Genomic DNA, 12,925 nt, shown 5'->3' with positions numbered 1-12,925 from the left:
CGTTGTATAGTTATATAATCAGTATGCAAAGATAATCAGTAAATGAATGGGATGATCCGTTTCCGGCTGCCGACTTCTTTCCCGAACATGGCTTTATATTTATGCCAGATCGTATTGGCACGGGGAACGAGGTTGGCGAATGTCCACCAGGCAAACAGGGCGCCGCTGGCACTCCAGGTCAGGATGGCGAAACCACACCATTCTACCAGTTCGCCGAAATAGTTGGCGGAAGTAACGTAGTTGAACATACCTCCTTTGGGCAGATAATGGTTGGTGTCGCCCGGCTTGCGGAGATGGCGGACGATGTAATCCGATTGCCAGTTGATCCACATGCCGGCAAAGAACAGGATTGTTCCGGTGATGAACTGCGGTGTAGTCAGCCATTGGATAGAATACATATTTTCGGGGGAGAGGTAGAATATCCACATTCCTTGTATATAACCATTCAGCAGGTTGAATACGATTCCCATCGTCATAATACCGGCGGGCATCTTGCTTTTTCCTTTGATAAGCAGTGGAAAGATGAAGGCCCGTTGGAAATAATGCAGTTCAAAGAACAGGAAAAAGAGTAGGGGGACTGTTTCGAATTGCCGTTCCGATCCTGCCCACAGGACGAGCATTACGATGAAGACCGGGGCTTCCATACATACCCAGGCTATTTTGTTGGGGATAGGCACGCCCCATTTTTTGTTGAATAACATGCCGTAGCCGGCTTCTACGAAATAAAGGGTAACAAAAACAATGGCGGCGATGACCGCCATTATGATAAGTAATATTGAAAAATCTTCCTGTGTCATTTCTTTTTAATATACTATGCCTCTTTGTGTGAGGCTTTATAGAGGTCGTATCTGTCGAATACGGCCTGTTTTAATTCCTCAAAAGTGCAATCCAACGCACGGCTGGAAATACAAATAGGTGATCCGTAGTATTGAAGCCGCAGTTCCAGTGAACGCTTCTTACTACGTGTGGGCTCCCTGTCAATATATTCGTTCGGGTTCCTGACCTTCAGTACGATATATTTACGTTTCAGGTTGCTAATATCGTCCATTATTTTGATACTATCAACATCTTTCCATAAAATTGTTCCGATCCGGTTACCGGTAGATATGTCGTTAATTCCTTCTTCAGATATATAGATGGCTTTGAAACTTTCCCGGGTCAGAAAGGAATAACTGATGAAACAGAAGAAAGTGGTGAGCAACGCGAATACTCCGATAGCGATGAAAACAAAACGGCCTTCACCGTATTGGAGTCCGTCGGCCGCGTACAAGGCTCCGGTACCGATCAGGGCAGAGAGGACTGTAGTCAGAAACAGTCCTCTCTTTTTATGCCTGCTCAATTTGAATGTGGTTACAGAAGGTGTTTCCATACCTTATCAAATTGATTTCTCGATATTCCATACGAATGCACGTAACCCCTGAGCTTCCGTCTGTAAATCCATCTTATGCAGCAGGTCTAGGAAAGGGTCTACCTTTTCGTCCGGGACCATTGCCAGTATGGCAGAGTTGAGGGTAGGCCAGGCGTGGCTCCCGTAATGGGGCTCGCCGTTCTTGCTGCCACGTCCCTGCACTTCTTCCCAGTAGGTGAAACCGCGGATATTATTACGGTCCATGATACTGAGGATCATTTCGTAATAGGCCTGATTGAATGATATGAATATAGCTTTCATTATTCTTTATATTTTAATGTTATATCCGGGAGCGGGTGGTTCCCGGTACTGGGAAGAGATCGTTCCCAATGCTGGGAATACCTTCTTCCTGGTACTGGGAAGTCCCACTTCCCGGTTTGTCTGTTTTATAATTGTTCCAGCTGGTTCAGTTTAGCGATCTTGCGACGGCGGCGTTTCACCCCGTTCCCGGCAAATGTACAATAGACAACCGGCACGATTACCAGCGTGATCAGGGTCGAAACGGCAAGCCCCCAGGCAACCGTCATACCCATCGAACGCCACATTTCGGAACCTTCACCTGTACCGACCGCCATCGGGATCATACCCAGCACAGTGGTCAGTGTGGTCATCAATACCGGACGGAGACGGGATTTACCGGCTGTAACAGCTGCTGTCAGGATACTCATTCCACGTTCGCGGCAGAGGATCGTGTAGTCGATCAGTACGATACCGTTCTTTACCACGATACCCATCAACATGATCACACCGATCAATGCCATTACACCCAGCGGCGTTTGTGTGATAGACAATCCCAGGACAACCCCGGTAAAGGCGAACGGGATAGAAAACATAATCACAAACGGGTCGGTCAGCGACTCGAACTGGGCAGCCATCACGATGAATACGAGGATGATGATCAATACCATCAGTATACCCAGATCGGCGAAAGTATCCTGCTGGTCTTCGAAAGTACCACCCAACTGCCAGTTTATTTCAGACGGAATATCCATCTTTTTCAGTTCGGCACGGGTTTGTTCTACCAGGTCACTCAATGCGGCACCCTGGGCAACAACAGCCGAAACGGTAATGATACGTTCGCGGTTCTTACGTTCGATAGTCGGCGGGGTCATACGTTCTACAACTTTACCCACGTCGCGGATACGAACGCCTTGTCCGGCACTGTTGTAGATTATGATATTTTCGATATCTTCTACCGACTGGCGGAATTCCGGGGCATAACGTACCTTTATATCATATTCGTCGCCATCTTCACGATATTTTGAAGCGGTGGAGCCGTTGATACGGTTACGAAGATACGTGGAGGCTGTAGTTACATTCAGGCCGTTCATCGCCAGCTTTTCGCGGTCGAAGTCTACCTGGTATTCCGGGATATAATCTTTACGGCTGACGTTCACCTGCGAGCAACCCTTCAAGGTTTCGAGGCGGCGGGCCAGTTCGGCAGCTACGATGTCGGTCTTTTCGAAGTCGAAACCATAGATTTCCACATCGACGGTCGTTTCGCCACCTGCACCGCCGGAAGAACCACCGGCCAGTACTTTATATTCCTTGATTTCCGAATATTGAGCCAGGTCTTTACGCATCAGGTCGCAAATTTCGATCAATCCGCGTTCGCGGTCTCCCACGCTGCTTAACCCGACATTCATTTCGATGATGTGCGAACCGTTGTCGCTAAGTTGTGCGAAGGTATTGTCGGTATCGGCTTGTCCTTCACTGAAGTTCAATACATCTATTTCCGGGTACTTCTCGCGGAACTGTTTATCGATGCGCAAGGCCAGGTCGCGAGTGATTTCCTGACGGGTACCGATCGGCAGTTCGATCGTGATACCGACGCGGCCGTTGTCCTGTGTCGGGAAAAACTCCGTTTTGACGGTCGGAACCAGCATCATGCTTCCTACGAATATCAGTATGGCACCGAAGATGACTGTTTTACGATGGCGTACAGCCCAGCTCAGGAATCGTGCGTAAGCTACATCGAGCGCATTCAATGCTTTCTCGATCGGCGTGAAGAACAGTACGTATAGACGGCCTTTCTTCGGATCGAGGCGCAGCAGCTGCGAACAAAGCATCGGAGTCAGCGTCAAAGCGCCTACTGTCGATACGATCATAATGATACTAACGATCCAACCCAACTGTTTGAACAGGATACCCGCCATACCGGTTACCATCGTCAACGGCAGGAATACGGCCAACATGGTCAGCGTAGAAGCGATTACGGAGATGGCTACCTCGTTGGTCGCATGTACGGCGGCCTGCTTCGGCTTGCTACCCCGCTCGATATGGGTCGTTACGTTTTCTAATACAACGATCGCATCATCCACTACCATACCGATGGCGATAGAAAGCGAACTCAGCGAGATAATATTCAGCGTATTTCCTGAAGCCAGCAGATAAGCGAAGGCGGCTATCAGAGAAATCGGGATTGTCAGGATAATGATGAACGTAGCTCTCCAGCGTCCGAGGAAGATGAATACCACGAACATTACGACAATGAAGGTGATCATGATCGTTTCTTTCAAACTGTCGATCGTGTTCAAAATGTTGGTGGATGTATCCACGATCACACCTAATTTTACGTCAGAAGGCAGGCTGGCCTGTATTTCGGGTAACTTATCGTGTACCTTTTTGGCGATGTTCACCGAGTTGGCGCCCGACTGTTTCTGGATAACGATCATACCACCGCGGCCGCCGTTGTTGAAGGTTTCCTGTGCACGTTCTTCCACGTAGTCTTTTACGTCTGCTACGTCGCGCAGATAAACGTTCCTGCCGTTGCTGCTTCCTACTACGAGGTCGAGCATCTGGCGGGCATCGGTGAATTCACCCTGTACACGCAGTGTGTAGGTATTCGAACCGATATCGATGCTACCGCCCGGGGTATTCCGGTTTTCCTGTGCGATGATATTTGAAATCCCTTCGATTGTCAGGCCATAGGCTTCCAACTTGTAAGGATCGCAATACACTTGCACTTCACGGACCGGGGCTCCTGAGATGGATACGGCACCTACGCCGCTGATACGGGCCAGCGGGTTGGATACTTTATCATCCAGAATCTTGTAAAGGGCGTTGGTACTTTCCTCCGCTGTCACGGATAGCAACAGGATAGGAATGTCGTCGGTACCGAACTTGAAGATGATAGGATTTTCCACATCATCGGGAAGGGACGACTCCACGACGTCCAACTTGTCGCGAACGTCGTTGGTTGCCACGTCTATATCGGTCCCGTATTCGAATTCGAGAGTTACGATAGAGATGTTTTCTCTGGATTGCGAAGTGATATGTTTCAGGTCACTCACGCTATTCAGTACGTTCTCCAACGGTTTGGAGACGTTCATTTCAATATCACTGGCACTGGCACCGGGATAGGCCGTCATGACCATGATCATGTTGGTTTCAATCTCCGGGAACAGGTCGACAGATAATCGGGTTAAGGAAAAAAGACCCATGATCACCACAGCCACAAACACGAGGGCGGTGGTCACCGGTTTTTTTACCGCTGTTGCATATAAGCTCATATACTTTTATTTCTTACTTGTCAATTTCAACTTCCATTCCATTAGTCAAACGGTTCTGACCGGTAATTACCACGTGGTCTCCGTTTTCTACGCCTGATACGATTTCGTATTTGTTACCCATACGACGTCCCAATTCTACCTTTTGATAGGATACTTTTCCGTTTTTGTACACATAGATGTAGCGGTCGCCTGATCCGGATTGTTTAACAATCGCCTGATCCGGAGCAACAACGTGGTTGAGTGTACCGAAGTTCATGGTTGCACGGGCGAACATTCCCGGGCGGACGCGCTCATCAGTGTTGACAATCTTGATCTCAACAGGGAAGGTGCGGGTTGAAGCGTCGATGGTCGGATAGACCAGGCTTACTTTGCCTTTGAATACTTCGTCACCGTATACATCGAGTTTGATGTCCACTTCGTTTCCTTTTTTTACATCTGTAAAATAGCTTTCGGATACGTTTACAAATAGTTTGACCGGACGGATTTGTTCAACCGTATAGATCGGTTCTCCACCGCTGTACATATCGCCGCTGTCATAATTACGGGCAGTGATGATACCGCTGATCGGGCTTAACAGCTGTGTGTTCTCCTGCAAGTTCTTATAGCTGGCACGGCTTACGTCCAACTGAGTTTTCTGGGCATCCCAGGCCGATTTGGAGGCACCGCCTACTTTATAAAGTTCGTCGATACGGTTGAACTCGATTTCCTGGTTGTCCAGTTGGATCTTTGCCTGTTGCAGGTTTGTTTCGTCCATTTTGACAAGTACCTGACCCTCTTTTACATGATCGCCAACTTCGGCAAACAGCTTCGCAATACGAACCGGCGACTGAGGTGCGATATTATTCTTTATATTGGCCTCTACTGTTGCAGTAAAATCTGCTATCTGGTCTACATCCTGAGAGGATACCTGCTCTATCTTCACTTTTACTTTTTCATCATGGGTATCTGTCGCTGCGTCCTTCTTTTCACCCGAACATGACATCAGCAGGGCTAATGTAATAAGTGGGATAACTTTCAGCATTTCACGTGTTTTCATATTGTAAACTGTTTTTATTTTTGTACTCATACTTGTTTCTTAATACGTTTCTTGACCTAAGACTTTTTCCATATCCGATTTGGCAACCATATAATTGTAGATGGACTGGTTAAGATTCAATTTCGCTTGTGTCAGCGCCAGTTCTGCATCATTCATTTCAAGCAATGTACCGCCGCCGGTGTCGTAACGTTTCTGGGCAATCTTATAGCCTCTGTTGGCTTGTTCGACTCCCTTTTGGGCGGCATCGAATTGTTTTACACAGGTTTTCATGTTATCCAGATACTGTTTTACAGCCAATTGCAGATTGCGTTTCGTGTCTTCTCGTTGCAGATCCATTTGGTGGATAGATACTTGCGTCTGTTTGATAGTATGATATTTACTACCTCCGGAGAAGATCGGAATTGAAAGCGATACCCCTATGATCGAATAGGGAGTCCAGTTGTAATTCTTAAATTTGAAATCGTTGTTCATGGCATTCCACTGATACATGCCTGTCAGTGATAACGTCGGCAGATAATCGAATTTCTGCATGAGCAATGTTTTCTTCAATTGTTGTGCTTGCAGATCGATCTGTTTCAAATCAGAGTTGGCAGTCAGTGTCGTGTCTGTTGCTATATAATCGGCAAAAAGGACCGATTCGAAATCGGCTAATTGCCCTGTACAATCGATCTCCTGCTCCAGGTCCATTCCCATAAGAGCTTTCAACTGCCACTTGGCCAGTACCAGCGAGTTTTCAGCCTGAAGCATATTCGGTTCGCTGTTCTTGACTGTAACGTCTGCACGAATCAGGTCATATTCGGCCACTGTTCCCTGTTCATACTTCTTCTTAATATCCAGGTAGTTTTCCATGGCATTATCGTAGCTTTCCTTGAAAACCCGGTAAGAATCGTTTGCCAGTAACACGGCATAGAAGCTCTTCTTAACCTGATTTACCATAGATATTTTGGAAGATCGTGCCTGTTCGATAGATAATTCCACATCTAATGCTGAGATGCTGAGGCTTTTCCATAATGTTGCGTTCACAAGCGGCATGGATGCGTTGAAACCGGTAGTCCAGTTGTTATCACGGCCCACTTCGATACCTTTGCTCATATCGATACTTTCCATACCGGCTGATCCTCCGGCTCCTCCTGTTTCTCCTGAACCTTCACCACTGCCCATATCGAAACCGTCCATATACATTACCTGTTTTTTCAATGTCCTGGTGTAGTCAGCTGTAAAACTGACCTGAGGGAACAGAGCAGCATAGGAACCTTTCTGTGCATACTTTTTCTTTTCGATTTCCTTGTCTGCGACTTTCACGGTCGGGTTTTCACTCAGCGCAATCTCCAGTGCTTTTTCCAGGTCGAGCGTCAGGACTTCCTGTGCTTTGACGGTGGAAAAGAATAGAGAAGGTAGCAACATCACAACCATCCACATCCTCTTTTTGCTAATAAATACTCGTTCCATTTAAATAGATTTGATTTGAATATAATTCTGTATTATTCCTTTCTTGACAACATATCGTACGAATGTTTCAAGGCGTAACGCTCTAAAATCACCATACCTTTCTCTGTGCAGATACCCCGGAGAAAAGTAAACAGTATCGTCTGGAATACTTCTGTCACCGAATGGTTTACAAACGCTTTTGACGGTTGGATCATTTTCAGTTGTTCTTTTGCCAGCAAAGCCAATATCTCGATATTCAGGTCTTTCTGGAAAACACCCTCTTTTCCGCCGCGGTTCAGGAGCTTGATGCATCTTGTTGTAAAATCGGCTTTGTCTTTTTCTGCCTGTTCCACTGCTTTGGGATAGCGTTTCAGATCATCGTAATATCTTTTGATATACCAGCGGGGATGTTTCATGAATTCTTCGTAAAAAAGGACGAAAACGTCAAGAGCCGTAAACGGTCCTTTTTCCAGTTCACTAAGTATTTTCCGCATAGTGTTGTTGTGGTACTTTATCGCTTCCTGCAATAAAGTCTCCTTATCTTCGAAGAATTCATAAATCGTTCGCTTTGAAATACCTGTATTCCGGGCAATATCGTCCATGCTCACACTTTTTATTCCGTATTGTGAGAACATATCCAATGCCGTCGTCATTACTTGTTCCTTTGTCATATATATTTTTTTGAATCATCTGTACTATGCTCGGTGACAAAGGTCTGTCTATTTTAGAAAACTCAAAAGGTTTATTCTGTTACAGGATTGGTCTGAAACGAAAGATGCTTTTAAAAAACAAAGTCTTTTAGGTGGAGAAGATGTCTATATTGGTAAAAAATGAAACATATCTCTTGTGGAATTATAAACAATACTTATCTTTGTGGTGACTATAATGATGAGTAAAATATAAAATTATGGAGAATCTTCCTTTAATAAAGTTTGCGGAATTGAATAAAGGTATCATCATCCGCGACAGCTTCCAGGATATTTTTTTGATCGCAGATATTGACGGACACAGCGAATTGGACGATCAGGATGTACAAGATCATACGATGCCGATGCGGTTGGATGCATTGTTGATGGTATTGGTGTTGGAAGGCTCTTCGGAAATAGCCCTCGACTATGTTCCTTATACTATTGGAGCGAATAGTTTTACTATCATTATGCCGACGCATACGATACAGCTTAACAAGGTCAGCAAAGGATTTAAAGGAAAGTTACTGGTTATTTCACGTGAGTTTCTGGATGAATGCAACACGGCCAAGCGCAGTCCTTCGATGGCTAATTATATGCAGTTAAGGAAGAATCCATGTACGACTTTTGAAGCCCAGGAGACAGAGCTGGTAGATAATTACATAGAATTGTTGAGAAGTAAAATAAAGAACCGGACGCATTTTTTTCAGAAAGAGGTAATGCAGAATGCGTTTGTCGGGTTTCTGCTGGAAATAGCTAATATTTTCATGGGAAAGAAGGATGGTTTGCTGATGCCTGCCCTTTCCCGAAAGGAGGAACTGTTTGAGCAGTTCCTTCAATTGTTGTTCGAACATTGCAAAGAGCAGCATGTAGTTACATTCTATGCGGAAAAACTGTTTATAACTCCGCAATATTTGTCCTTGATATTAAAGGAACTGACCGGAAAATCTGCTAATAAGTGGATTGACGATGCATTGATCGTCGAAGCAAAGATCCTACTGAAAGCCCCGCAGGCGACCGTGCAACAGGTAGCCGATATGCTGCATTTTTCCGATCAGTCTACATTTGGAAAATTCTTTAAGAAGCATATGGGTATTTCCCCGATGGAATACCGCAAATCCTGATTCTTTTCATCTTTGGCGGAATTTATACCAGTTGATTAATTCTATTATACCATAGAAAATGCTGGCAACGCCAAAGATCACAAATGTATTAGCGGCGGCCCCGAACGGATAGGCAATGATCATGATGCCTGTCAGTAAGATCAGGGCCGGCATTACATAGAAGCCGAACGGCACCATACTCCATTTGCGGGCTGAAACAAGCATTGCGATTTGCTGGACTCCGGCAATTACTAATAAGGCTCCCAGGATATACATTAATATATTAACAAAAAATTCCGGCATGATAACAAGCCATGCCCCAAACAAAATGCTTCCGGCTCCGTCTATCGGAAACATGGGGGAGGGTTCCCCTTCTACCTTTTCCCGGGTGAAATAATTCAGTAGAGAAAATATACCAGGTATAATAAAGCAGATACCGATAGTAATAACCAGATAGGTGACAGCTGCTTCCGGCCATAAGACCAGTACAAATCCTAAAATCATGGCAAACGCACTGCGTAAGACTGAGTTGTTGATTCTTTTCATATGGATATTTTTTTGTTTTTCTTTATATAACAACGAAGATACGTTATTTTCTTTATCGAATGGAATAAATTGATATTTATCATTACTGAAAAAATGGGAATAAAGATATATATACAGTTATCTCTAATTTGAAAATGTGTAGTAATATATGTATTTTTGGTATTTATTGAATTCTAAAATAGATGAAGATGAAAAAGGGTTTATTATTGTTTCAGACGTTATTGCTTGGTTCTGTATTGCCTGTAATGGCACAGCAGGTAAAACCAAATTTACCCTGGGTGGATATCTCTTCTGACAGGGGACGCCAGATCGTCCTCTCAGAAGGAACACCTGAGTTGTATAACGGGCATCCTACCACTGTGATGCTCGATGACAATAAAACGATTTATTGTACATGGAGCTTCGATCACGGAGGTGATGCCGGATTACTGGCAGTCAGTAAAGATTCGGGCTTGACCTGGACCAAACAGGCGGTTCCCGAGGACTGGTCGACTATGCGGAACTGTCCGAGTATATACAACCTGAAGGATAAGAAAGGTAAAGAACGCTTATTTGTCTTTTGCGGCCAGCCGGATATGCCTATGACTTACAGTGAAGACGGCGGAAAAAGCTGGAGTCCGGTCAAGAGGTTGGGTAAACCCTGTGTGATGGCTTTTTCCAGTATTATCCAATTGAAAAATGGAGATTATCTGGGGTTATACCATCGTGGACTGAATGACCAGGACCGTCCCCCGTTGACTTTGTGGCAATCGATATCCCATGATGGCGGTCTGACCTGGGAGGAATCGACTTTAGTAGGAGAGATGGAAGGCCGTGCTCCCTGCGAACCTTGCGTGATCCGTTCGGAAGACGGTAAACGTCTGATTTGCATTGCCCGTGAAAATAAGCGTGTCGGAAACTCTTTAATGATGGTATCGACGGATGAAGGACAAACCTGGAGCGCCTTGCAGGAAACGCCCTGGGGACTGACGGGAGACCGGCATGTCATCAAATATGCTCCCGATGGGCGGTTGGTTGCCGTCTTCCGCGATATGGCGCCTGGCAGTCCGACCAAAGGTCATTTTGTAGCCTGGGTAGGACATGAAAAAGACTTGCGTGAAGGAACTTCCGGCCAATATAAGATCAAACTGCTGCATAGTTATGCCGGTTCGGACTGTGGTTATCCGGGGTTAGAAATATTACCGGACGGGACTATTATAGCAATTACTTATATTAAGATGAGTCCGGGAAAAGCGAAACATTCCATTGTGGAAGTCCGTTTCAAATTGGATGAAACAGACGTGAAACTGTAATAAAAGTGGATGTAAGAAAGAGGAGGTGTCAAAATTTTGAACCCTCCCCTTTCCTGACTCTATCACTCAAAAGGCATCAAAACAGCAGATGTAATCTGATAATCATGTTTTTTTATTCAGTGTTAGAGATGAATTTCAATTTACCATATAACGATCTTTAATGATTTTCAGATACTCTTTTGTTAGCTCAGGGCTTGTTGTATCAGTAATAAATAATAATTTAACACATAAGTCTTTATCAAGGATAAAAAAGTATGGCGTTGTTTCTATTTCATACAAAGGATAATCTTCTTTTTGATGAAAGCTTACTACTTTTTTGCCATAATAATCGTCTTTGAATCGTTGTTCAATATCGGCAATGCATATAATATCCGGATTTGATTCAAAATCAGGAAAAACTTCTTTAATGTGAGCAAATACTCCTTCAACACATGGTCGACACATATTCTGATTCAAGCCTATCACCAATTTGGGCCGATCGGTGATGGATAGGGCAGGGATGAGGGTTTTGTTATCAGAGCCTAAATAGATAGTTGAATTACCTATGTTGCATTGTTCGTATTTGAATCTTGTGACAGTTGTTTCTTTGGATACTTCAAACATGATTTCAATGTTTTCTAAGTGTTCTAACTTATGCTTTGTGTTATTTAGTTCACTTTTATACTGTTGATTCAAAAATAATAAGCCGATATTGAATAGTAGAAAACAAGCTAGAGTACATTTTAAAACTATTTGTGTTGATTTATTTTTCATTTGAACCAGTATTTAATTAATATCGGATTTTGTTCCATGTCTGCTTGTAATAGTTTTTCAAGAATTGCCTGTTGCTTGTCGTCCAACATTTCTTTTGTAATGCGTTTTTCCAGATCAACCCATTGGATAGGCATCAAGGCATATTCGTCTGTAACTATTATTTCTTCTCCCCGATAGGAGTTAAACCATACTTTTTCGTCAAAATCAAGAATGTATTTTGATTTGCCAGTAGATTTGTCATATATTATATTAGCCTTGTGATCTTCATCTTTCCAGAAAAGTGAAGCAAATATATATTTACTGTTATGTCTCACAGACTGTATCATGTAAGAAAATTGGGCAAACATTTCTTCTGTATTTTTAGCGAAGTTTTTTTCAGACTCTTTCGAGAGAACGGCAGTTCTACCTTCTTTGGTATATTTTCCAAAATCGAATTGAAAAGCGACTTCAAGCTGTTTCTTTCCCATTTTGTAAACGACAGGATGGAACGGTCGGAAAAAGAACCAGTCATTCTGATATTGATAAGGAATATTAGAGTAACTACCAATAGACATGTCCTCTTCAAATTCTTCATGTAATAACTTTTGCTCATCAAGATTAAAATAAATAATCTTTTTAGGTTCATACTTCGAATGCAAGACATAGGTGGCGCAATCTAGAGCGGTAAATGAGTGTGCGACTTTAAACCCTGGATAAGCAATTCGTTTTGTTTCGATAAAGTTGCCGGATAAATCATAAATATGTATTCTTCCATAAGGTTCAAGTATTTCAAGATTATCAGAAAAAGAATTGATCGTGAAATCCTGAATAAAGGAATATTCTCCGGCACCTTGTCCCTTTGTTGCTATTTTAAAAAGAAATTTTCCCGTTTTATCAAATACGAAAATGATACTTTGAGGTTTGTCTAATGCATAATATTTTTCTTGGTGATAAATTATTTTCGAAATCCCTGTAATAAGAATGTCAGAAGAAGTTTCCAACGGAATTAGCTCAATGGAATGAAAATAATCGAACAGAGATGCTTTCTCCGGTCGATCTAGATCAGCAAAAATAGCATCACCAGTCTTTGGTTTTGGTGTACACATTGTAAAACATATTACAAATGACAGTATAAATAGTTTCTTCATCTTTCAATCTAATTAAAATTATAAAAAAAATGTC

The 12,925-nt window shown here is 43.5% G+C and carries 12 protein-coding genes; 2 read left to right on the top strand and 10 right to left on the bottom strand.

All coding sequences use genetic code 11. From position 1 onward, the window contains the following. Positions 1–35: 35 nt before the first annotated feature. The 7 genes from NBH15_RS08870 to NBH15_RS08840 form a co-directional block, all read right to left on the bottom strand. Positions 36–761: a DUF1295 domain-containing protein gene (locus tag NBH15_RS08870; RefSeq protein WP_122327372.1), complete on the bottom strand. Its 726-nt coding sequence runs from the start codon at positions 759–761 to the stop codon at positions 36–38. A 50-nt stretch (positions 762–811) separates the two neighbouring features. Continuing rightward, entirely contained in the window at positions 812–1,369 is a 558-nt protein-coding gene (locus NBH15_RS08865) for an STM3941 family protein (protein ID WP_244050898.1), read from the bottom strand. Positions 1,370–1,375: 6 nt separating this feature from the next. After that, a complete protein-coding gene (locus tag NBH15_RS08860; RefSeq protein WP_007658818.1) occupies positions 1,376–1,669 on the bottom strand; it encodes a PG0541 family transporter-associated protein in 294 nt (97 codons plus the stop codon). A gap of 125 nt (positions 1,670–1,794) precedes the next feature. Beyond that, positions 1,795–4,920 carry an efflux RND transporter permease subunit gene (locus NBH15_RS08855; protein WP_244050899.1) on the bottom strand — a complete coding sequence of 1,042 codons (3,126 nt, stop codon included), beginning with the start codon at positions 4,918–4,920 and terminating at the stop codon, positions 1,795–1,797. Positions 4,921–4,933: 13 nt separating this feature from the next. Next, entirely contained in the window at positions 4,934–5,956 is a 1,023-nt protein-coding gene (locus NBH15_RS08850; RefSeq protein ID WP_010802478.1) for an efflux RND transporter periplasmic adaptor subunit, read from the bottom strand. 39 nt (positions 5,957–5,995) lie between these two features. Continuing rightward, positions 5,996–7,405: a TolC family protein gene (locus tag NBH15_RS08845; protein WP_044214748.1), complete on the bottom strand. Its 1,410-nt coding sequence runs from the start codon at positions 7,403–7,405 to the stop codon at positions 5,996–5,998. Between the two features lie 32 nt (positions 7,406–7,437). Then, a complete protein-coding gene (locus NBH15_RS08840; protein ID WP_250822488.1) occupies positions 7,438–8,055 on the bottom strand; it encodes a TetR/AcrR family transcriptional regulator in 618 nt (205 codons plus the stop codon). Positions 8,056–8,291: 236 nt separating this feature from the next. Between NBH15_RS08840 and NBH15_RS08835 the strand changes: the two genes are divergently transcribed. Beyond that, complete coding sequence (locus NBH15_RS08835; RefSeq protein ID WP_010802479.1) at positions 8,292–9,194, top strand: helix-turn-helix domain-containing protein; 903 nt, start codon at positions 8,292–8,294, stop codon at positions 9,192–9,194. A gap of 6 nt (positions 9,195–9,200) precedes the next feature. Here the strand turns inward: NBH15_RS08835 and NBH15_RS08830 are convergent, their stop codons facing one another. Beyond that, positions 9,201–9,719 (bottom strand): HdeD family acid-resistance protein, encoded by a 519-nt coding sequence (locus NBH15_RS08830; protein WP_010802480.1) that lies wholly within the window; start codon positions 9,717–9,719, stop codon positions 9,201–9,203. Positions 9,720–9,907: 188 nt separating this feature from the next. Between NBH15_RS08830 and NBH15_RS08825 the strand changes: the two genes are divergently transcribed. Next, on the top strand, positions 9,908–11,011 hold the full coding sequence (locus NBH15_RS08825; protein WP_007658805.1) for a sialidase family protein: 1,104 nt from the start codon (positions 9,908–9,910) through the stop codon (positions 11,009–11,011). A 135-nt stretch (positions 11,012–11,146) separates the two neighbouring features. Here the strand turns inward: NBH15_RS08825 and NBH15_RS08820 are convergent, their stop codons facing one another. Continuing rightward, a complete protein-coding gene (locus NBH15_RS08820) occupies positions 11,147–11,764 on the bottom strand; it encodes a hypothetical protein (protein WP_122327265.1) in 618 nt (205 codons plus the stop codon). Then, positions 11,761–12,891 carry a DUF4934 domain-containing protein gene (locus tag NBH15_RS08815; RefSeq protein WP_122327264.1) on the bottom strand — a complete coding sequence of 377 codons (1,131 nt, stop codon included), beginning with the start codon at positions 12,889–12,891 and terminating at the stop codon, positions 11,761–11,763. The genes NBH15_RS08820 and NBH15_RS08815 overlap by 4 nt, the downstream gene beginning before the upstream one ends. Positions 12,892–12,925 lie beyond the last annotated feature (34 nt).

Source organism: Parabacteroides caeci (assembly GCF_023656795.1).
Classification (GTDB): domain Bacteria; phylum Bacteroidota; class Bacteroidia; order Bacteroidales; family Tannerellaceae; genus Parabacteroides; species Parabacteroides segnis.
Note: the sequence above shows the minus strand (reverse complement) of the source record. Positions and strands in the feature narration are given on the sequence as shown.